This is a genomic window from Actinoplanes sp. NPDC000266 (assembly GCF_042899005.1).
Taxonomy (GTDB): Bacteria; Actinomycetota; Actinomycetes; order Mycobacteriales; family Micromonosporaceae; genus Actinoplanes.
The window spans coordinates 139,326-161,470 of record NZ_JBIAZI010000009.1 but is presented as its reverse complement, the minus strand read 5'-3'; the positions used below and the strand labels follow the sequence as shown (position 1 = coordinate 161,470).

Annotated in this window: 14 protein-coding genes and 1 pseudogene; 9 read left to right on the top strand and 6 right to left on the bottom strand. The window is 70.4% G+C overall.

Annotation, left to right across the window (positions count from 1 at the left end; all coding sequences use genetic code 11):
* The first annotated feature begins 155 nt into the window (after window positions 1-155).
* A complete protein-coding gene (locus ACFY36_RS33885) occupies window positions 156-1,307 on the top strand; it encodes a WD40 repeat domain-containing protein (protein WP_499749990.1) in 1,152 nt (383 codons plus the stop codon).
* 41 nt (window positions 1,308-1,348) lie between these two features.
* Here ACFY36_RS33885 and ACFY36_RS33880 read toward each other — a convergent pair whose 3' ends face one another.
* A complete protein-coding gene (locus tag ACFY36_RS33880) occupies window positions 1,349-2,782 on the bottom strand; it encodes an Ig-like domain-containing protein (protein WP_499749989.1) in 1,434 nt (477 codons plus the stop codon).
* Window positions 2,783-2,887: 105 nt separating this feature from the next.
* Between ACFY36_RS33880 and ACFY36_RS33875 the strand changes: the two genes are divergently transcribed.
* Together ACFY36_RS33875 and ACFY36_RS33870 are read left to right on the top strand one after the other, a co-directional pair.
* On the top strand, window positions 2,888-4,834 hold the full coding sequence (locus ACFY36_RS33875; protein ID WP_499749988.1) for a hypothetical protein: 1,947 nt from the start codon (window positions 2,888-2,890) through the stop codon (window positions 4,832-4,834).
* 92 nt (window positions 4,835-4,926) lie between these two features.
* Window positions 4,927-5,382 (top strand): peptidoglycan-binding domain-containing protein, encoded by a 456-nt coding sequence (locus ACFY36_RS33870; protein WP_498693281.1) that lies wholly within the window; start codon window positions 4,927-4,929, stop codon window positions 5,380-5,382.
* 55 nt (window positions 5,383-5,437) lie between these two features.
* Here ACFY36_RS33870 and ACFY36_RS33865 read toward each other — a convergent pair whose 3' ends face one another.
* From ACFY36_RS33865 to ACFY36_RS33855, 3 genes are read right to left on the bottom strand one after another with little or no spacing between them, the layout of a single operon-like run.
* Window positions 5,438-6,217, bottom strand: a complete 780-nt coding sequence (locus ACFY36_RS33865; RefSeq protein ID WP_499749987.1) for an ABC transporter permease — start codon at window positions 6,215-6,217, stop codon at window positions 5,438-5,440.
* Complete coding sequence (locus ACFY36_RS33860; protein WP_499749986.1) at window positions 6,214-7,149, bottom strand: ATP-binding cassette domain-containing protein; 936 nt, start codon at window positions 7,147-7,149, stop codon at window positions 6,214-6,216. Before ACFY36_RS33860 ends, ACFY36_RS33865 begins: the two co-directional genes overlap by 4 nt.
* Window positions 7,150-7,167: 18 nt before the next feature.
* Window positions 7,168-7,830, bottom strand: a complete 663-nt coding sequence (locus ACFY36_RS33855) for a DUF4097 family beta strand repeat-containing protein (protein ID WP_499749985.1) — start codon at window positions 7,828-7,830, stop codon at window positions 7,168-7,170.
* Between the two features lie 216 nt (window positions 7,831-8,046).
* Between ACFY36_RS33855 and ACFY36_RS33850 the strand changes: the two are divergent.
* The 6 genes and pseudogenes from ACFY36_RS33850 to fxsT form a co-directional block, all read left to right on the top strand.
* Window positions 8,047-8,754 (top strand): annotated as a pseudogene (locus ACFY36_RS33850) (helix-turn-helix domain-containing protein); the annotation flags it as partial.
* A gap of 403 nt (window positions 8,755-9,157) precedes the next feature.
* Entirely contained in the window at window positions 9,158-9,331 is a 174-nt protein-coding gene (locus ACFY36_RS33845; RefSeq protein ID WP_498656035.1) for a hypothetical protein, read from the top strand.
* 31 nt (window positions 9,332-9,362) lie between these two features.
* Window positions 9,363-11,627 (top strand): FxsB family cyclophane-forming radical SAM/SPASM peptide maturase, encoded by a 2,265-nt coding sequence (locus tag ACFY36_RS33840; RefSeq protein ID WP_499749984.1) that lies wholly within the window; start codon window positions 9,363-9,365, stop codon window positions 11,625-11,627.
* The gene (locus ACFY36_RS33835; protein WP_499749983.1) at window positions 11,624-12,418 is read left to right on the top strand and encodes an AAC(3) family N-acetyltransferase; all 795 of its coding nucleotides are present in this window, start codon (window positions 11,624-11,626) and stop codon (window positions 12,416-12,418) included. The genes ACFY36_RS33840 and ACFY36_RS33835 overlap by 4 nt, the downstream gene beginning before the upstream one ends.
* A gap of 87 nt (window positions 12,419-12,505) precedes the next feature.
* Window positions 12,506-13,687: a TIR-like protein FxsC gene (locus ACFY36_RS33830; protein ID WP_499749982.1), complete on the top strand. Its 1,182-nt coding sequence runs from the start codon at window positions 12,506-12,508 to the stop codon at window positions 13,685-13,687.
* A 4-nt stretch (window positions 13,688-13,691) separates the two neighbouring features.
* Window positions 13,692-17,639 carry an FxSxx-COOH system tetratricopeptide repeat protein gene (fxsT, locus tag ACFY36_RS33825; protein ID WP_499749981.1) on the top strand — a complete coding sequence of 1,316 codons (3,948 nt, stop codon included), beginning with the start codon at window positions 13,692-13,694 and terminating at the stop codon, window positions 17,637-17,639.
* On the opposite strand, the gene ACFY36_RS33820 is transcribed toward fxsT, so the two are convergent.
* Both ACFY36_RS33820 and ACFY36_RS33815 read right to left on the bottom strand, forming a co-directional pair.
* Window positions 17,617-18,534, bottom strand: coding sequence for an alpha/beta fold hydrolase (locus tag ACFY36_RS33820; protein ID WP_499749980.1), 918 nt, complete (start codon window positions 18,532-18,534; stop codon window positions 17,617-17,619). The two genes, fxsT and ACFY36_RS33820, sit on opposite strands and share 23 nt — an antisense overlap.
* Window positions 18,509-21,946, bottom strand: a complete 3,438-nt coding sequence (locus ACFY36_RS33815; RefSeq protein WP_499749979.1) for an NACHT domain-containing protein — start codon at window positions 21,944-21,946, stop codon at window positions 18,509-18,511. Before ACFY36_RS33815 ends, ACFY36_RS33820 begins: the two co-directional genes overlap by 26 nt.
* Between the last annotated feature and the right edge of the window lie 199 nt (window positions 21,947-22,145).

The window sequence follows — 22,145 nt, the reverse complement described above, 5'->3', positions numbered from 1 at the left end:
CCTCGTCCACTCGGCCAGTCAGCTGAACCCGGCCGGATGAACTGCGGCAAACTGCCGTAAAACCACCCGGGCACCGTCGTTACGGTGCCCGGGTGACTACTCAGAGAGATCGTAAAGACACGCGTCGCCGGCGTCGCGCCGGAGGGACCGTCGCCGTGGCCTTGATCGGGCTGCTCGCGGTCACCGCCGCCACCCCGGCCCAGGCCACCCCGGCCCAGGCCGCCCCGACTCAAGCCGCCCCGACCCGCGCGCTCGCACCGGGCCAGGCCGACACCGCCGGCGCCCGCGCCCGCGCGCGCAGCATCGTGCCCGCCGAGACCGGGATTCTCGCCCTGCGCCCGGACGGGAAGGTGTTCGCCACCGTCAGCAAGGGCACGGTGCGGCAGTGGAACACGTCGACCGGGCGCAAGGCCGGCGCGCCGCTCGCCGGCGAGGTCGGCGCCGTCTACTCCCTCGCCTACAGCTCGGACGGCAAGCTGCTCGCGGTCACCGGCGACAGCCAGGTGTCGCTGTGGGACCCGGCCACCGGCGAACGCACCGGGGCGCCGCTGACCGGGCACACCGGGCCCGTGCGCTCGGTGTCGTTCAGCTCCACCGGCGACCTGATGGCCACGGCCGGCGACGACGGCGCGGTCAAGCTGTGGGACCCGGCCACCGGAGATCTGGTGCGCACGCTGACCGGGCACACCGGCCCGGTCCGCACGGTCACCTTCAGCGCGGACGGCGAGCGCCTCGCGGCGGCCGGCACCGGCGTCAACAACACCGTGCGGCTGTGGGAGACCGGCACCGGCCGGCCGATCGGCCAGGCGCTGACCGTGAGCCCCGGCCCGGTGTACGCGGTCAGCTTCAGCCCGAACGGAAAGCTCCTGGCCGCCTCCGGCGGCGGCAACGTCGTACAACTGTGGAACGCGGCCACCGGCGCGCCCGCCGGCGAACCGCTGACCAGCAGCACCGCCCCGGTCCTGGCGCTCACCTTCAAGCGCGGCGGAAAGATCCTGGCCACCTCGTCCGGCGGCGACAACACCGTGCAGTTGTGGAACGTGGCCACCCGCGAGGCGGCCACCGCGCCGCTGGCCGGCCACACCGGCCCGGTGCGGGCCATGCGCTTCAGCCCGAAGGGAAACCTGCTGGTCACGGGGGCCGACGACGGGACCGTACGACTGTGGAACTCGACCACCGGCGAGGCTCAGGGTGAGCCGCTCACCGGCCACGTCGGGCCGGTCTGGGCCGTGCGGGTCACCCCGAACGGCAAGCGCCTGGTCACTGCGGGCTCCGATGGCAAGGCCCGGCTCTGGCGCGTGCCCTGACGTAAAAGGAACGGGGGCCCTTCGCGGGCCCCCGTTTTTCGCTATCGGTGCCAGGTGCGCACGGTGGTGGCCGCCAGGTTTCCGGCGCGGTCGTACGCGCGGATCTGGACCCGCACCGTCTTGCCGTATTTCGCGGTGTTGACGGCGAAGTTGTAGGTGGCCTTGACCGTGCGGGCGACCACCTTGCCGTTCACCAGCAGTTCGAGCCGGCCGACGCCGTTACGGTCGGCCGCCGTCGCCTTGATCCGGACGGTTCCCTTGACCCGCGCACCGCTCTTCGGGCCACTGGTGATCTTCAGGCTGGGCCGGGTGTTGTCGACGACGACATAACGGACGAATTTCGTCGCGTTGTAGAGGTTGTCGTGCACCGTCCACGTCAGAGTCTTGCGCCCGTCCGCGCCGGCCGGCACGGAGACTGCGCCGGCCGCGTTCGCCATATATCCGTTGACCTGCGCGTCCATGATGCCGGCGGGGTCGGTCGCGCGGACCGTGCCGGTGATCCGGGAGCCGCGGATCAGCGCCCCGGCGGCCGGCGTGACCGAGGTGATCGCCGGTCCGGTTCCGTCGACGATCAGGGTGAAGGTCCGGCGGGCCTCGTTGCCGGCGACGTCGCGGGCCAGCACGTCGAGGGTGGCCGTCCGGGACCGGGCACCGAAGTCGTACGTGAGCAGGCCGCCCTTCGTACTGCCGTAGCTGTAGTCGTTCTTGTGCCCGTCCCAGGAACCGGCGCGGACGCCGTCGACCCGGAACTCGTAGTAGTTCACCGTGCCCGGGAAGTCGACCCGGACCTGGCTCAGGCCCCGCACGCGTCCCACCGGGCGGCCGAGGAAGTCGAGGGCGCCGATCGCCGGCGGCACGTTGTCGACGTGGTAGCCCGGGTACTCCCGGCGGTTGCCGGCCCGGTCGGTCACCCGGACCGTCACGTACGACGGGCCGCCGACGGTGTCGTAGGTGATCGTCCAGGGCGCCGACCCGGCCGAGGCGACCGTCACCCCGTTGCCGATCAGGGAGATGGCGGCGACGTCGTCGGACATCTCCTTCGGTGTGACCGTGATGACGCCGCTCACCGGCGGCAGCATGCCGGCCGTCGGCGTGAACGACGCGGTCGGCAGCGCGGTGTCCACGACGACCCGCGTGCTCGCCTCCGCCCATTCGCCCGTGGCGCCGTAGGCGCGGACGGTCACCAGAGCCTCCGTGCCGGTCGGCACGCCGATCAGCGAGACCCGGAGGTCGGCCGACGGGTCGGTGGTCGTGTAGGCGAGCGTGCCGTCCCGGTACACCTCGACCTTGACGATCTCGGCGCCCTCGGTCCACGCCGCGTGGAACCGCGACATCGGGCCGATGATCTGCCCGTCGGTCAGGCCGGTGGAGGTCACGGTCAACGGGTCGCCGACGCCGGCGAAGGCCGGCGTCCCGCCCGTGACGATCAAGGTGGCGACGATCGCGGCGATCGTGACCGAGCGAGTCCTGCCCATCGATGAACTCCCGCTGGTGCGCAGTTGTGGCCGGCGCACTATAACGACTCTCGACGACGGAACGGTACCGTTCTATGATCCTCCCCGATCACGGGGAGGATCCACTTGTCTCGTTCCCGATGGCTGACGTGTGTCGGCCTCACCATGCTCAGCACCGTCGCCGCGAGCTCGCTCGCCGTGCCGGCCCAGGCCGCCGAGGCCGAGACCGCCAATGTGGTCGTCGAGCTCGCCGCCGATCGCAATATCCTTCCGACCTCCGGCTGGTCGAGCCCGGAGGTCGTGGTCCGCAACGACGGGACGCTCCCGGCCGCGGGCGTGACCGTGTCCCTGACGCTCCCGCCCGAGCTGCGCGTCTTCAGCTCGGAGAGCACCAGCAACTGGGACTGCGACTGGTCCGTCCCGACCATGACCTGCGCCTATCTCGGCGAGCTGGCGCCCGGCCAGTCCGAGCGGGCGATCGTGCGCAGCGTCGGCGTCGAGGGCGCTCAGCCCGGCGCGGTCCTTCCGGTCGTCGCGACCGCGTCGACGACGACGCCGGAGAGCTCGACCGCCGACAACACCGCGAGCCGCCAGATCCGCGTCGTGGCCTCCGGCGACATCACCGGCCGGCTGTGGAACGACCTGAACGCCGACGGCGTCCGGCAGCCGACCGAACCGCCCGCGACCGACGTGGGCATCTCGATCCGCTCGCAGGACGACGACGACAGCTACGGCTTCGCCAACAACTACGACGGCTCCTACCGGGAGACGGTCCCGAGCAAGCGCTTCAAGATCGTCACCAATCTGTACCGCTTCAACTGGCTGTTCACCACGCCGAACGTCGGCAGCGACGCCACCGACTCCGACCTGACGCGGGTCGACGGCAACCAGTACGACGAGATCGGCGAGACCCCGGTCTTCACGGTGACCCCGGCCGCGCCGACCGTGGTCGACCTGGGCGTGGTCGCCGCGTTCCGGCCGACCCGGATCGTGCCCGCCTCCGCCCTTCAGGGCTCGACGGCCGTCGTGACGCTCACCGGGCAGTCGTTCACCTCGAGCCTCGAGGTCAAGCTCACCCGGCCCGGCTCCGAGCCGATCACCGGTGTGGTCTCGAACGTCGTCACCGACCGCACGTCGATGACCGTCTCCTTCCCGCTGGCCCAGGCCGCACCGGGCGCGTGGACGCTCACCCTCGACCGGATGTACGGCCCGCACGCCGAGGTGGCGAACGCCTTCACCGTGACCCTGCCGCCGGTGAAGGCGACCGCCGCCCCGGCGATCTCCGGCACCGTCGCGGTCGGTTCGACGGTCAAGGCCTCGACGGGCACGTGGACTCCGGCGCCGGCCCGCTACGCGTACCAGTGGCTGGCGAACGGCGTGGCCCTCGGCGGCGCGACCGGCTCGTCGCTGGTGATCCCGGCCGCCGCGCTCGGCAAGCGGCTCACCGTCCGGGTCACCGCCTCCCGCGACGGCAACGGCCCCGGCGTGGCGACCTCGGCCGCCTCGGTCGCGGTGGCCAAGGGCCGGGCCCCGGTGGCGACCAAGAAGCCGGCGATCGCCGGCACCGTCAAGGTGGGTTACACGGTGAAGGCCGCGGTCGGCGCCTGGAGCCCGCCGGCCAACCGGTACGCCTATCAGTGGCTGGCCAACGGCGCCGCCATCCGGGGCGCGACCGGTCCGTCGCTCGCGATTTCGGGCGGGCTGGCCGGCAAACGGCTCACCGTCAAGGTGACCGCGACCCGCGACGGCCATCAGCCGGGCGCCGCGGTGTCGGCCGCGTCGGCCGTCGTGGCCAAGGGCAACGCGCCCAAGGCGACCAAGAAGCCGGTGGTCACCGGCACCGCCAAGGTGGGCCGGACCGTGCGCGCGGCCACCGGCGCCTGGTCGCCCAAGGCCGACTCCTACCGGTACGAGTGGCGGCTGAACGGCAAGCTGATCAGCGGCGCCACCAGCGCGACGCTGAAGCTGACGGCCTTCATGAAGAACAAGAAGCTCACCGTCACCGTCGTCGCCCGCAAGACCGGATATACCGACGGCCGGGCCAGCAGCGCGGCGGTCACCGTGCGCAAGTGAGAACGGGCAACGGGATAGATGACCACCACTTTGCTCTGTTACCGTACGCCCCGGTCCAGTTCCACTGTGTACCGAACAACGGGGAGAATTGTATGGCAACGCGTATGGCGAAGCGGCTCGCGGCGATGGCGTTCGTGACGGCCGGCATCGGTGGCTTCCAGTTGGTGGCGGCCGGTCCGGCGTCGGCCGATCCGATGGTCTCCATCCTGGCCAACCCGGTCTGCACCAAGGCGGTCACCTATCAGGGCGCCCTGGTTCCGGCCGCGTCCAACGGGTCGGTCAACTGCGGCATGGTCCGCGGCGCCAACAGCGACGGCGTCCGCCGCCTGCAGGACACGCTGAACGACTGCTACCCGAACGAGCTCAAAGAGGTGAAGGTCTACCCGCTGTCGATCGACGGCGACTTCGGTGGCAACACCGAGAAGGCCCTCAAGAAGGTGCAGAGCGTCTCCAGCACCGGCGCCGACGGGATGTACGGCCCGCTGACCCGCAAGGCGATCCGGCACACCGACCCGAACTACGGCGACCCGTGCCGCCGCGTCAGCTGACATAGAACGACGTGAAGGGCGGGCCGGTGTTCACCGGCCCGCCCTTTCGCACCTCTCAGGAGCGGTTGAAGCGCGACGTCGACCAGAAGTAGCCGAGGATCGCGAGGCCTACGCACCAGGCGACGGCGAGCCAGCCGTTGTGGCCGATGCCGGTGCCGAGCAGCAGGCCGCGCAGGGTTTCGATGGCCGGGGTGAACGGCTGGTATTCGGCGATGGGCTGGAACCAGCCGGGCATCGAGTCGACCGGGACGAACGCGCTGGACAGCAGCGGGAGCAGGATCAGCGGCATGGCGTTGTTGCTGGCCGCCTCAGCGTTGGGGCTGACCAGGCCCATGCCGACGGCGATCCAGGTCAGGGCGAGGGCGAACAGGACCAGCAGCCCGAACGCGGCGAGCCATTCCAGCACGGTCGCGTCGGTGGAGCGGAACCCGATCGCCACCGCCACCGCCCCGACCAGGATGACGCTGGCCACCGATTGCAGCACGCTGCCGATCACATGCCCGACGAGCACCGAGCCGCGGTGGATGGCCATGGTGCGGAACCGGGCGATGATGCCCTCGGTCATGTCGTTCGACACCGACACCGCGGTGCCGATCACCGTGCTGCCGATCGTCATCAACAACAGCCCCGGCACCAGATAAGCGATGTATCTGGCGCGGTCGGGTTCGCCGCCGGTTATCCCGGCGCTGAGCGCGTCGCCGAATATGTAGACGAACAACAGCAGCAGCATGATCGGGGTGAGCAGCAGGTTCAGTGTCAGCGACGGGTAGCGGCGCGCGTGCAGCAGGTTGCGGCGCAGCATGGTCGAGGAATCACGAACGGCGAACGTGGTCATCGGGAAACCTCCACAGGCTTGGTCAGGGCGAAGAACACGTCATCCAGGTCGGGGGTGTGCACGGTCAACTCGTCGGCCTCCACCCCGGCGGTGTCGAGACGGTCGAGCACCGCACGCAGTTCGCGTTGGGTACCACCGCTGGAGATCTGCAAGGCCAGCGCCTCGTCATCACGGCCGGCCTCCGGCAGCGCCGCGGCCGCGTTCTGATAGGTCGCCGGGTCGGTGAAGCGCAGCAGCACGTGGCCGCCGGGGATGAGGCGTTTGAGTTCGGCGGCGGTGCCCTCGGCGACGATCGTGCCGTTGTTGAGCACGGCGATCCGGTCGGCGAGTTGGTCGGCTTCTTCCAGGTATTGGGTGGTCAGGAAGACGGTGACGCCGTCGGTGACCAGTTCGCGGATGATCTGCCACATGTTGTGCCGACTGCGCGGGTCCAGGCCGGTGGTGGGTTCGTCGAGGAAGATGATCCGCGGCCGGCCGACCAGGGTCATGGCGATGTCCAGGCGCCGTTTCATCCCACCGGAATAGGTGGAGGCGGGTTTGCCGGCGGCGTCGTCGAGGTCGAAGCGGGACAGCAGCTCGGCCGCCCGGCGGCGGCCTTCCTCGCGGGGCAGGTGGTGCAGGTCGGCCATCAGCCACATGTTCTCCTCGCCGGTGATCAGGCCGTCGACGGCCGAGAACTGCCCGGTCACGCCGATCGCGGCCCGCACGGCCTGCGGGTCGGCGTTCAGATCGTGCCCGCCGACCCGCACCTCGCCGGCGCCGGCGGAGATGAGGGTCGACAGGATCTGCACGGCGGTGGTTTTGCCGGCCCCGTTCGGGCCGAGCAGCGAAAAGATGGAACCTTCGGGCACGGCCAGATCGACACCGTCGAGCACGACCTTGTCTCCGTACGACTTACGCAGCCCGTTCGCCGCGATGGCCAGGTTGGTCACTGGTCTCCCCTTACCGGTTCAGAGGCTGCGGGCGACGATGTCGCCGTAGGCGGTGGTGGCGTGGATGTCGAGCGTGGCCGCGCCGTCGTTCTTCAGGTCGTTGGTGATGCGGCCGTAGCCGGTGCCGGCGTCGAGCGAGGCCGCGACGCCCCTGGCCGCGGCGACCGAGATCGACCCGGCCTGCGTCCGGGCCACGACGGAACCCCGTACGGCCTCGTCGATCTTGATGTCGCCCTTGGCCGTCTCGATCTCGGCCGGACCGGTGAGGCGGCTGATCGCGACGTCACCGGCCGAGGTGGTGAGGCGCACGCTCGCGGCCTCGTCGAGCTTGATCTCGCCCTGGGCGCCGGAGAAGACGACGTCGCCGAGCCGGCCGACGCCCCGGAGCTCGGCCGCGGCCGCTTTGGCCTCGACCCGGGAGCCGGCGGGCAGCTGAACGATCACCTCGAGGTATCCGGAGCTGCCGAGGATCTGGTTCTTGGCGTGGGCCTCGATGCGCAGGACGCCGTCGGCGTACTCGACCTTGGTCTGCTCCGCGGTCCTGACGTCGCGGCCCTTGTCGGCGTTGGCCGGCCGGACCTCGACGACGGTGTCGGAGCGGTCGGCGGCGATGAACTGGACGCGCCCGGCGGGGATGTCGAGGATGGCGGCGATCGGGGCGGGGGTGGTGAAGGTCTGCATCGTTCTCTCCTTGCTGCGGTCGTTTCCGATGTGCAAAACGCTACGTTGCGTTCATGGATCGGGCAACAACTTTGTTGCACTGGATAAGAGAAACACCAGTTCAGAGCGGCTATTTCGTTGCAACGGTTTGGATTTCAATGCAACGTAAGCGATCCGGAGCGTTGCGTTGGTGAGAATTGAACGCTATGCTGGCGGCACCGAGGAAGGGAGACCGGCATGCCCGGAGGCAGGCTCACCCAGCAGGAACGCCAGCAGATCGCGCTGGGCCTGTCCGACGGCCTGGCGTACGCGGAGATCGCCCGGCGGCTCGACCGGCCCACCTCGACCATCACGCGCGAGGTGATGCGCAACGGCGGGCCCACCGGCTACCGCTCCGATCTGGCCCACCGCGCCACCGAGCGCCGCGCCCACCGGCGCCGGCAGGGCACTCCCGACGGACCCACGGTGCCGCAGGCGCACGGGCGCGACGCCGCGGCCGTGCTCGAATATCAGGAGACCTTCTCGACCCTGTTCATGCAGCAGGGTCTGCCGAAGATGACCGCCCGCATCCTGACCTGCCTGTTCACCACCGACGAGGGCAGCCTCACCGCGGCCGAGCTGGTCCAGCGCCTCCAGGTGAGCCCGGCTTCCATCTCCAAGGCGGTCGGCATGCTCGAGGACCTCCAGCTGATCCAGCGGGAGCGCGACGAGCGCCGCCGCGAGCGCTACCGCGTCGACAACGAGGTCTGGTTCAACTCGATGATCGCCGCCGCCCGGCAGAACGCCGACCTGGCCGGCACCGCGAGACAGGGCGTGGCCGTCCTGGGCGCCGGCACCCCGGCCGGGGTGCGCCTCGAGAACGTCGCCCGTTTCATGGATTTCGTCGCCGAGAGCATCATCCGGGCCGCCGAGCAGGCGCGGGACATCCTCTACACGACAGCCCCGGATACGCCCTCCGGAGCGGATCAATCGGATTTCCGACGTCACCCGATGGTGGGTCCGGAAGCGGCGTCGAACCTTTCCGGGGCGTTGTCCGTACCGGCTGGCAGCGCGGAGTCAGGTCAGTCAACAAACCTAACTGAAAAACACGCCAAAACGAACTGACACTAATCGCCCCTGGTCATAGGCGACAAGACTAGTCTGGCGACAGGCCACCTTCGGGTACGCCCACCGAGGCTGGGACGACGAGCGCGAGCGTGTCCGGGCAAGCCTCTCGGCATCGACCCAGGTCACCTTTTCGCGCTCAAAGTCCGTCCCTTAGCCCGTTGGCGGTCGGCCGCCGCAGGCACTACGGTAGGCCGTCGGCGAGGCGGTCTGTCGCTCTCCACAGAAGCCCAAAGGAAGATCGATGACGACCTTAGCTGTGCACGCGGAGAAGCCCCGGCTCCCGCTGGGCAAATTCAACACCGAGCACCTCGACGACCTGTCGGACGACGACGTGTCGCCGATCGTCAACCGGATCATGGCGGCGCACCTCGACCAGACCCGGATCCCCGCGGCGAAGTTCTCCTCGTTCATCTGAGCCCATGCCCGCCCGGCAGCCCGATGGGACATTGACGGAGTTCGTACTCAAGGTCCATTCGCGATGTGATCTTGCGTGTGACCACTGCTATGTCTTCGAGCATGCCGACCAGAGCTGGCGGCGGCGCCCCGCGCGCATCGACGGCACCGTCCTGCGCGCCGCCGCGCACCGCATAGCCGAGCACGCCCGGAAACACGATCTCGCCCACGTCTCGGTCATCCTGCACGGCGGCGAGCCCCTGCTGCTCGGCCCCGCGCGGATGCGCGAGGTGCTCACCGAGCTGCGGGACATCGTGAGCCCGGTGACCAGGCTACGGCTCGGTATGCAGACGAACGGTGTGCTGCTCACCGAGCGCTTCGCCGCGCTCCTCGCCGAGTTCGACGTCCGCGTCGGCGTCTCGATCGACGGTGACCGCGAGGCCAACGATCTGCACCGGCGCTATCGCAACGGCGCCAGCAGCTACGACCAGGTTCTGCGGGCCCTGGAGTTGTTGCGCCGCCCCGCTTTCCGGCGGCTCTACTCGGGCCTGCTGTGCACAGTGGACGTGCGTTCCGATCCCCTCCGGGTCTACGAGTCGCTCGTGGCCCAGGCGCCGCCGCGCATCGACTTCCTCCTTCCACACGCGACCTGGGACACGCCACCGCTGCGCCCGGGCGACGCTCCGGCTCCGTACGCCACCTGGCTCTCAGCCGTTTATCGGCGCTGGATCACCGATGGCCGCCCGGTCGCGATCCGCCTGTTCGACTCGTTGCTGGCGCTGGCTGAGGGCCGGCCCAGCGGCAGCGAGTGGGTGGGCCTCGACCCGGTCGACCTCGCGGTGATCGAGACCGACGGCGAGTGGGAGCAGGCCGACTCGCTCAAGACCGCCTTCGACGGCGCCGCCGCGACGGGCATGACGGTCTTCACCCACACCGCCGACGACGTGGCCGCCACGCCCGAGCTGGCCCGCCGCCGCTCCGGTCTCGACGGCCTGAGCCCGGCCTGCCGGCAGTGCCCGGTGGTCGGCCAGTGCGGGGGCGGCCTGTTCGCGCATCGTTACCGCGCCGGGAGCTTCGACAACCCGAGCGTCTACTGCGCCGATCTGAAAGAACTGATCATGTTCGTGAACGACAACCCCCCGCCGGCGCCCGCGGAGGCCGATCCCACCCTGCTGCCGCCGGCGATGCTCGACCGGATAGCGGTGTCGGCCGGCGACGGCGACGCCGTGCGACGGCTCGACGAGGCACAGAACGCCATCGTCCGCGGCCTGCTGGTCAAGGTCGCGGGCGGGCTGGAAGCGGCCGGGCCGTCGGCGCACAACTGGGCCGTGCTGACCGAGCTTGATCACGCCCATCCGGAGGCCGTGGCCGGGGTGCTCGCTCATCCGTACATCCGGTCCTGGGCCGTTGAACTGCTCTCCGGCGCCGGCACCGGCACGTGGCAGGGCCCGGGATATCTGGGGTCGATCGCCGCGGCCGCCGCCTTCGCGGCCGGTGTGCCCGCGCGGACCTTCGTCCCGGTGCGCGACGGCCGCGTCCACCTGCCCACGCTCGGCACGATCCTGCGGCCCGGCGTGGCCGACTCGATCGCCGAGCTCCACGTCGGCGACGGCTCGCTGACCCTGGACGGAGCTGTCATCCAGCGCGACGACGAGACGGCCTGGCGGCCGAACCGCTGGCTGGTCACCGACGGCCTCGCCGTCCTGCTCGAAGACCTCGACCCGCACCGCGACTGCCACAAGCTCCCGGCCGCCGACCGGCTCGGCGACGACGCCGCCCAGCGGTGGACGGCCGCCTTCGCCGAGGCCTGGCGGATCCTGCGGGACGAGGCGCCCGGCCACGCCGAGGAGCTGCGGGTCGGCCTGCGGGCGATCGTGCCGCTGCGCCTGACCGGCGACGGGGTGAGCGAGGCCTCGACCGCGCGGCAGGCCTTCGGCAGCGTGGCCGTGACCGAAACCGATCCGGCCTCGCTGGCGGTCCTGCTGGTGCACGAGTTCCAGCACAGCAAGATGAACGCACTGCTCGACATCTGCAACCTGGTCGACGTCACCAAGCCCAACAAGATCACCGTCGGCTGGCGTCCCGATCCGCGCCCGGCCGAGGCCGTCCTGCACGGCATCTACGCCCACGCCGCCGTGGCCGGCATGTGGCGGGTCCGCAGCGACCGGCAGGTCGACGGCGCCGCGGCCGTCTTCGAGCAATATCGGGCCTGGACCGCCGAGGCCATCCAGGCCCTCGAGCGCACGGACGCGCTGACCCCCGTCGGCTCGCGGCTGCTGCGACAGGTCTCCGGCATGGTGAGCACCTGGGCGCCATGACCACCGCGACCCGCCAGCGCTCCCTGATCACCGAGCTCCGGGCCCTGGGCCTGGCCGCCGGCGACGTGGTGCTCGTGCACTGCTCGATGCGCAGGGTCGGTGAGGTCATCGGCGGCGCGGCCGCCCTGGCCGGCGCCATCCGCGCGGCGGTGGGTCCCGGCGGGACGCTGGTGGTGCCGGCACAGACCCCGGACAACTCGGTGAGCAGCGACGCCTATCGGGCCGCGACCGACGGGATGACCGACGAGGAGCGGCGGGCCTACGAGGAGCGGATGCCCGGCTTCGACGCGCGCCGCACCCCGTCGTACGGCGTCGGCGCCTTCGCCGAATTCGTCCGCCGCCGCCCGGGTGCGATCCGCAGTGGACACCCGCAGACCTCGTTCAGCGCGTGGGGCCGCCGGGCCCGCGAGCTCATGCGCGTGCACGATCTCGACAGTCACCTGGGCGAGCGCTCACCGCTGGCCGCTCTGGAGCGGGCGAACGCCAAGACGCTCCTGCTCGGTGTCGGATACGAGTCGTGCACGGCCCTTCACCTGGCCGAGTACAGGTTGCGCCGGCCACCGGCCGTCCGCCCGTACCGCTGCTACGAGCTCGACCGGGGCCATCGGGTCCGCCGCGAGTTCCGCGCGCCCCATCTGGACGCCGCGCCGTTCACCCGTATCGGCCTCAGCCTCGACGATCAGCCGTTCACCCGGAAGGGCACGATCGGGCAGGCGCCCACCCGCCTTCTACCCATCCGGGCGATGGTCCGGTTCGCGGTCGGGTGGATGGATCGTAATCCGGCGCGATAGAACCTGGTCTCCATCTGATTACCTCTCTAGTCTGGGGTTAATGTCACGGAGCGCGCCGTTCGGGGAGCAGTTAGTGATCACACCGAGATGACTCTCGATAGAGGTTCCTCGGCCGACGCCCGGTACTTCTATCTGAGCTATGCCCCGATACCGTCGCCGGACGACCGGCTCCTGGGCGATCACTGGGTGCGCCGCTTCTTCGTCGATCTCAACGCGGCCATCGACGAGCAGCCCGGCCGCCGCATCCGGCGGCCCGGCTTCGCCGACTTCGTGGTGCCGCCGTCGGAGGACCGCCAGGCGCAACGCCAGCGCGCGCTGACCGAGGCCGACGTGCTCGTTCCGCTGTACACACCGGAATATCTGAACCGGCACGAGTCGAGGCGCGAGCGTGACTGGTTCCGGCAGCGTGTGGTGCGGGCCGGGCGGGCGCCCGACGGGGCGAACATCCTGCCGGTGCTGTGGACGCCGTCGCCGCTCCGGGCGCACCGGGCCGAGCAGGAGCGGGCCCTGCTCATCGCCCGCGACGTCGAGGCGTACGCGGACAGCGGCCTGAGCGCGCTGTGCCGATTATTGATCTATCAAGGCGAATATCAGAAGATCGTGCGGCGGATGGCCCGGCACATCGTCGAGACCGCGGCCAGCTCTCCCCTGCAGGTCTCGTCGCCCTCGGCCCAGCCGGCCGTGACACCGCCCCCACCGGTCGACATCCCCTTCCGGACGGTGCTGATCACCCCCGACTGGGCGCCCACGGCCGGTGATGTCGCGCTGGCCAACGGATACGAGTCGCTGCGCAGCCAGTGGCGGCCCTTTCCGGGCCAGCCGCCGGTGGTGGCCGACATCGTGCTCGCCGTGGAGCGCCTGCGCATGCCGGCCCGGGTCCACGACTTCGTGCCGGCCGGCGACCTGTTCGAGCACTGCCCCGGCATCATCGTGATCGACACGCGGGTGCTCGGCACGGCCGGCGCCGCGGTGATCCGCGAGGCGGCGAGCTGCCTGCGGAGCTGGGTCGGCGTGGTGCTGATCGCGGACGGCCCGGCCGGCGACCAGCTCGACCGGGTGGCCGATCACTTCCCGACCCACGCGGGGCTGCTCAAGGTCACCGCGTACGACGAGTGGCGCTCCGGCATCAACGGTCTGGCCCACCGCATGCGGCGCCGCTATCTCGACGAACACCCGGCCTATCCACCGCCCGGCCGGCCGACCAGGCGGCCGCGGCTGTGGGACAGCATTCCACCCAGCCGTGAGGGCGACGACGGACGCACGGAGTGATCACATGGCGCAGCGGGACGGAAAAGTCGTCACGTTCTACTCCTACAAGGGCGGCACCGGCCGCACCATGGCCCTGGCCAATGTCGCCTGGATCCTGGCCGCGAACGGCAAGCGCGTGCTGGCCGTCGACTGGGACCTCGAGTCGCCCGGCCTGGCCCGGTTCTTCGCTCCGTTCATCGACCGCGACGCGCTCGACAGCATGTTCGGCGTCATCGACCTGATCGAGGACTACGAGCTGTCCACGGCGACGCAGTCCGACAAGGACGGCGAGCGCTGGCACGAGCAGTACGCGCGGGTGCACAAATACTCGTTCTCGCTGAACTGGCAGCACTTCCCCAAGGGCGGCACCCTCGACTTCCTCTCGGCCGGGCAGCAGAACAACGACTACGCCGGCTATCTGGCTGGGATGAACTGGGACGACTTCTACGAGCGCAAGGGCGGCGGCCAGTTCTTCGACGCGCTGCGGGCCGACATGAAGAAGCACTACGACTACGTGCTGATCGACAGCCGCACCGGGTTCTCCGACGTCTCCGACATCTGCACCATCCACCTGCCCGACATCCTGGTCACCTGCTTCACCCTCAGCGAGCAGGGCATCGTCGGCGCGGCCAAGGTGGCCCAGCTCGTCGAGCACCGCTACGACAAGCGGCGCATCCGGGTGCTGCCGGTGCCGATGCGGATCGACCCGGCCGAGAAGATCAAGGCCGACACCGGCCGGTCGGTGGCGCGGCAGCGGTTCGCCGGCCTGCCGAGCGGCCTGGGCGAGGCCGAGCGGGACCGCTACTGGGCCCGGATGCAGGTGCCTTACCAAGCGTTCTACGGCTACGAGGAGCTGCTGGCGACCTTCGCCGACCAGCCCGGCTCGAACGGGTCGCTGCTGTCGGCGTACGAGGTGCTGGCCAACGAGATCACCGAGGGCGACGTCCAGTCGCTCCCGCCGATGGCCACCGCCCTGCGGGAGCGGATCAACGCGCGGTTCGCCCGCACCCCGGCCTCGGTCGAGAACGAGGTCGTGCTTCGCCATTCCTCGTACGACCGGGTGTGGGCCGAGTGGATCGGCCATCTGCTGGTCGCGGCCGACGTCAAGGTGGTCGACCCGTGGTTCCCGGACGCCGGTGGCGACGTCTCGGGCGCCGCCCGCGAGCTGCTGATCGTCTCCGAGTCGAACGCCACCGACGACGCGATCGCGGCCGCCGCCGACCGCTCACCGGACCAGGTGCCGCTGGTCGTCTACGTGGCCGACGTGCGCCGCCTCACGCACGTGCCGTCCTCGCAGACCGCCTCGATCGCCGGGCTGGAGGCCGAGGTGGCCGCCGCCCGGATCCTGCGCCTGATCGGCCGCGAGGGCGCACCCTCCGATGTGGAGCTGCCGACCAGCCCGCGCTTCCCCGGCGCCGACAACTCGGTGTTCGAGGTGCCCGGCCGCAACACCCGGTTCACCGGCCGCGAGGAAGACCTCCGCCAGCTCCGCACCCACCTGCGCAGCAGCCCGATGGTCGTGCTGGCCAGCCCCGGACCGGTGGCGTTGCAGGGCATGGGCGGCATCGGCAAGAGCCAGCTGGCGCTGGAGTACGCCCACCGGTACCGGGCCGCCTACGACGTCGTGTGGTGGATCGACGCCGACCAGGTGTCGTTCCTCGAGTCGGCGCTGGGCGACCTGGCCACCTCGCTCGGCCTGAGCCCGTCCGACTCCAACCGTGACAACGCCCGGGCCGTGCTCCAGGCGCTGCGGCACACCGACCTGCGCTGGCTGCTGATCATGGACAACGCCGACGAGGTGGACGGCGTCCTGCCCTACGTGCCCGAGGGCAAGGGCCACGTGCTGATCACCTCGCGCAACCTCCAGTGGGCCGAGCGGGCCACGGCGCTTCAGGTGGACGTCTTCAAGCGCGAGGAGAGCAAGCAACACCTCATCCAGCGGGTGCCGACCATCGAGGAGGATCAGGCCGACCGGATCGCGGCCCTGCTGGGCGACCTGCCGATCGCCATCGCGGCCGCCGCCGCCTGGCTGGCCGACACCGGCGCCTCGGTCGAGCAATATCTCTCCGAGATCGTCCAGGCCGGCGGCGGCGCGGTGATGGAGCCGCACAAGAACGAGTCGGTCGAGGCCACCTGGGAGCTGTCGCTCAGCCACCTGCGCGAGACCTATCCGGCCGCCTACCGGGTGCTTCAGCTCTGCTCGATGTTCTCCCCCGAGATCGCCACCGACCTGGTCTACAGCGACGCCTTCGCCGAGGCCCTGGTCCCGTACCACTCGCAGGTGACCACCGAGCGCCTGATCCGCCAGCAGCTCGTGCAGCAGGCCCACCGGCTCGCCCTGGTCCGGGTCGACCTGCGGGCCGACAACCCGTCCAGCAGCGAGACCGGCCGCGGCGGCTTCGTCGTCATGCACCGCCTGCTGCAACACGCGGTCCGCTCCCGCATGACCGAGGACGAGCGTGAGGAGGCCCGCCGCAAGGTGCATCTCGTGCTGGCCGCGGCCCGCCCCAGCGACGAGGTCGACGATCCGGAGGACTGGCCCAAGTTCCGGATGATCTGGCCGCATCTCGAGATCTCGAAGGCGCCGTTCAGCCGGGTGCCCAAGGTCCGCGAGCTGATGATCGACCGGGTGCGCTATCTCCAGCTGCGCGGCGAGCTGGAGGCCGGCCGGCGGCTCGGCGAGGAGGTGGCGAAGACCTGGGACGCGATGCTGCGGGAGGAGACCGACGAGCAGGCCGCGGCCGACCTGCGGCGCCAGCTGCTGCACCTCCAGTTCAACCTGGGCAACATCCTGAGCTTCCTGGGCCTGCTCAAGGAGTCGCACGCGCTGGACGCCGAGGTCCTCGAGCGCCAGCGGGAGTTGCTCGGCAACGACCACCCGCACACGCTCATGACCGCCGGCGGCCTCGCCCGCGACCTGCGCGGCCTGGGCCAGTACAGCGAGGCCCTGGCGCTGGACGCGACCACCTTCGCCGCCTGGAAGAAGAACTTCGGCGAGGTCCACTGGCGGTCGCTCAAGGCGCTCAACAACCTCGCGAGCACCCAGCGGCTGATGGGCGACTTCCGGGAGGCCCGCAAGAACGACGAGATGGTGCTGGCCGGCCGCCGTCTGCTGCGGCACGCCGAACACCCGGACACGCTCATCTCGTCGGCCTACGTCGGCATCGACATGCGCGACGCCGGCGACTACGAGCAGTCCATCACCCGGCTCCGCGGCGTCTACCGCGACCTGCTGCGCACACGCGGACCGGAAGACCTCATGACCCTTCGTACGCAGACCAACCTCGCCGTCTCCCTGCGCGCGGCTGGCCAGCCGGTCGAGGCCGGTGAGCTGCTCGGCGCCGCCCTCAAGACGCTGACCGACCGGTTCGGCCCGGACAACCCCGAGACCCTGACCTGCCGGCTCAGCCTCTCGATCAACCTGCTCCAGGTCGACCAGCACCAGCTCGCCGGCGAGGAGCTCACCGAGGTGCAGCAGATCTATCTGCGCAACCTCGGGCCGCGTCACCCGCTCACCCTGGTCTGCCAGCTCAACCTGGCCATGGTGGCGCGCTACGCGGGCGATCTCGACCGGGCCCGCGAGCTGGCGTCGGAGGCGGCCGACCTGCTGGCCGAGGCGCTGGGCGACAGCCATCCGTACACCCTCTCGGGCTGGATGAACCTGGCCATCTCCATCGCCGAGCAGGCCAGCCCGCCCGAGGGCCGCGCCGCCGCCGACCAGGAGGCGCTGCGCCTGCTGCAGCGCGCCTCGGACGGGCTCAACCGGGTGCTGGGCGAGGACCACCCGAACGCCCTGCGCTGCCGGGCCAACCTGCTGCTCCTGCAGGAACGGCTCGAGCCGGGCCGGCGCAGCCAGCAGCTCGACGCGACCGCCCGGCGCCTGGCCCGGCGGCTCGGCGAGGGTCACCTCGCGGTCGCCGCCATCCGCGAGAGCAAGTTTCAGCGGCGCATCATCGACCCGCATCCGATCTGATCTGCGGGTGGTCGGGCCGGGTCAGCCAGGCCAGGATCTCCGGCAGGACGGCCACCGCGCCGAAATGCGCGGTGTGCCGTTGCACCTGCACCTCGGAGCTCTGGATCTGCCCGGCCAGCCACCGCGTGTGGCTGGCCGGCGTGAAGTTGTCGTCAGCGCCGTGCCACAACCGCACCGGCATCTTGATCTCGGTGAGGGCGAAACCCCAGTCCGAGCGCAGAGCCAGTACGTCGTCGATCCAACCGCCTGGTCCCTCGCGCAGAGCCTCGGCGTAGGCGTCGAGCAGCTGCCGCCGGATCGGCACGCCGGCCACGGCCTTCCGGTCGGCCTCGGTCATCTGCTCGATGAGGAACTCGAGCAGCGAGCCCGGATCGTCGATGACCTTGGCCGCGCGCCGCCGCAACTCCTGCACCAGCAGCGCGTCGTCGTGCCCGGCGCTGCGGAAGTCGCGCACGTTGGCGTCGGTCATCCCGCCGAACCAGTCCAGCCCGGCCGCGTCGGACGGGGCCATGCCGACCAGCACGGCCGCGCGCAGCACCCGGTCGGGCAGCAGGGCGGCGCAGGCCAGCGCGTGCGGGCCACCGCCCGACCGGCCCACCACCGAGAACTCGCCGAGGCCGAGATGGTCGGCGATCGCCGCCACGTCACCGGCCGCGTCGGCCACGCTGCGCCCCGGCGACCGGCTGGAGCCGCCGTAGCCCGGCCGGTCGTACGAGATCAGGCGGACACCCTGGCGATAGAGCACGCTCGGCCGCGGGCGGGGGCCGCTGCGGCTGCCGGGGGTGCCGTGCAGCAGGAACACCGGCCGCCCGTTTCCCGCCCCGACCGCGTCGACGGCGAGGATCCTCCCTCCCGTACGGACGACGTGCTCATGGCGTGTCTGCGGGTGGGACAACCCGGGCCTCCTCGAATGCCGTCAGCTCCGCCAGCGCGCCGGCGAGGGTGTCGTCGCCGGGCGCCCGGCCGTGCGCGCGCAGATAGTCGGTGAGGATGCGGCTCAGACGCGCCTCGTCCAGGAACTCGTCCGGCCGCCGCTGGGCCAGCAGGCGCACCATCGCCGCCGGCGGAATCTTGCGCCAGGCCTGGTCGGGGAAGCCGCTGAGGGCGATGAGCAGCCACAGCGCGGTGCGGTTGCCGACACCGGCGTCGGCGAACTGCTCGACCATCTCGGCCGAGACCATCGCCTCCTCGACGGGCAGCTCGGCCAGTCGGCTCTCCACATCGGCCACGACGGCGCGGACCTGCGCGACGTACCGCTCCGGCAGCCGGCTCAGCCCCGTGCGCAGGATCAGCGCGTGCAGGACGGCGTGCCCCTCGGGCGCGCCCACCGAACGGAGAAGATCGGGAAACTCGTCCATCAGGTACGGGCACGAGACGATCAGCTCGGCCGGGGCCGTGACCGACATGGGCAGCCGGCTCAGCGCCACCCGGGTCAGCGCGCACACCAGGTCGGCCGGCAGCTGCCGGCCGTCCTCGGCCAGGCATTCGAGCAGCAGCGCGGCCGTCGTGCTGGACACCGCGTCGGGCCGCTCGGTGGCGCGCTCCAGCAGCCGGCGATAGCCGCGCTCGTCGTACAGGGTCAGGGCGTTGAGTGACGGCACCGGCCAGCGCCGGGTGGCCAGCTCGACCATGTCGGCGTGGAAGCGGCCGCTCTCGAAGCTTTCCGGCTGGTGGCCGCGCCACGTGCGCGCGCCCGCCTGCAACTGCCCGTACGCGGTGATGTCACCGACCAGCCGGGCCTCCTCGGCCGCCACGTTCAGGCCGTTGCCGAGCTGCTCCCGGCGTACGGCGGTGATCCGCCCCTCGCTGTCCCGGCCCAGCCAGCTGATCATCGCGAGCTGGCCCTTCTCGTCGAGGCCGGCCCGCCACAGCCGTACGGTCGAGGTCCAGGTCGTCTCGTCCATCAGGTCCGTGTGCAGCACGCCGCGCTCGCCGGCGACCAGCGCGGCCAGGCTGACCAGGTTGGCGGTGTAGGCGGCGAGCAGGCGCACCGGGTCGTACCGCGAAGGCTCGTAGCGGTCGATCCCCGCGATGTCGTGACGCTGACGGGCCTCGGCCAGCAGCGCCACCACGGTCTCGCCGACGGCGGCCCGCTTCCGCGGGCTCAACTTGCCGCTGAGCTCCTTGGCGAACATCATCACGGCGTCACGCTTGACCAGCGGCTGATGCGAGAGCAGGGCCCGGAACCGCCCGGTGCCGAGCTGGGCGCCGGAGCCGGCCCGCAGGAACCGCCGGAGCTCGGCCAGGTCGCTCAGCGAGTTGATGACGTGGTCGGCGATGAGAAAATCACCGAAGGTCGCGTGCAGGAACTCGTACGTCCGCCTGGTGTCCTCGCCCTGCAGGTCGTCGGGCCCGTAGACGACGAAGAACGCCGTCGTCACGAGCTGCTCGGGCCCGAGCTGATCGCCCGGCGGGCCGGCGTCGTTGGCCGAGGCCCCGAAGCAGGCCAGGTCGGCACGCAGATGAGCCCGGTTGACCACCTCACGGTTGCGGTTGAACATGGCGAACGCGGTGATCGCCAGATCGAGGCGGAGCCGCTCCTCCTGGGCCGTCCGCTCCTCCGGCGAGGGCGCCCGCGCCGACTTCTCGGCCACCTGCCGCCTGATGAAGGCGGTGAGCAGCCCGGTGAACAGGTCGGACTGCGAGATGTCGTAGTCGGGCCGCTGATCGACGCTGTGCTCGTTGTAGTAGATCGCGAGCAGGGTCAACAGCAGCGGCTGGCGCACCAGCTCCCCGTACGACAGCAGGTCACGGGCCACCAACGGCCGAAAGCCGGCCTGCCTCTCGTTCTCCTTGTTGACCGCCTCGACCCAGTCCCCGATCTGCTGATCGGCAAGATCTTCAAGCCGGACCAGCACGGTTCCGTACGGCAGACTGGCCCGATCCATGACCAGCATGCGTGACGTGATGATCGGGATCATCGAGTATCCGAGCTCCCACTGCCGCTCCTGAAACTCGGCCACCCGCTCGATGTACTGCGAATGCGCCGTGCCCGTGGCCTGCACAAGCTCGTCGAACCCGTCAAAGACGACAACCACGGTCGTACGCTTCGACGCCTCCCGCAGATCCTTCCACCGGATCCGGTCATCCATGATCTGCTCGATCGCCGACTCGATCTGCTCGGCCGGATTTTTGTCCCCCGTCATCAACCGCAAGGGCACCACGATGGCCGTGAACCGGGTGGTCGGAAGCCGCGCCGCGATGACCCGGGTGAGAAGCGTCTTACCGGCCCCCGGCTGCCCGAGGATCAACAAAGGACGGTGCAGGCTTTCCGGGTCGGTCAGATAGTCGCTGAGAAAGCCGACCAGGTCGGCGCTCCACCGCTGTTCCTTCCACCAGTCCTCCTGTTCAGGCTTGGCATAGCGGTCGTACTCGGCGATGCGGAAGTCCGGGCTGATGAACCCCTTCTCGACAGTCGGAATGCCCAGGTGGAAGTCGATGCCCTTGATCCGCAAGAGCGGCTGCTTGAAGACCACGGTCATGGAGGCGGCCAGCCGATCGAGCGAATCCCGGAGCGGATCGGTCGCGGCTGAGGGCATGGGCCCGTGCAGACCCGACAGGTTCTCGAAGAGATCCTCGAGAGCGTCGAGCCGGTTGACGACCCGCTCGGTCATCTCCCGGTTGTCGATGACCCCATGTTCGAGAGCCTGCCGCAACGTCCGGAACCCGAACTCGGGAAGATCGGCGGCAAGCCGATCGAACCGGTCGTCGTAATAACGCATGCTGCGCTCGACCACCCGCGTCCGCAGCGAACTGTGGTCGAGCCCGCGCCGAACATCAGGCCAGGCGGCAAGCCCTTCACAGAACACGATGGTGGCGTCGTAGAGGGCGACATAGGCGTTCTCGACATCCGTACGAGCCTCACCCAGCCCCAGAACCGACGACGGAAGGGGAAAGCCCCCGCCATCGATCTCGTCGGCCAGGGACCGCCCGCGCCCGTCCCCGGCGGCAACGGCACCCTTCTCGGAGTCGGTCAGCTCAAGCCGGTCGAAGCCCGGCCCGACCTCATCCCGGAAGGCGTCGAAGAAGGCGGACAGAGCAAGGACGGTGTGGCTGGCTTCGAGAAGCTCGTAGTAGGACTTGCCACCGGAGGTCCGGATTCGCCCGGCGGGATTACCGGTGAAATCGCGGACGGCCTGAAGGAGAGCGTTCTTGGGACCGAGGAGGGCGAGGGTCGCCCCTTGGGAGAGCGCACCACCCGTGAGCAGCCCCGCCGACAGGACCTTGTCGATCTGCGAGATCCGGGCGTTCCCCGGAGCCAGCCGGCGCATCGCTTCCCGATAGCTGAGGCTAGATCGGCGCGCCATCCCCGGAGCATACGGACTCCCATAACGGAACGCCATCGACCGATCCCGCTAGGTGATCATGCCTTCGATGGAGCTCTTCGCGGGCCAGGATTCCCCTTCCGATCACGGACGTGGTCTCCAAGCCTGACGGAGGTAATCACGGATCTCGACTCCTCGCGGATGTGTGACTCCCATCACTTAAACGTGTCGGCGTGAACCT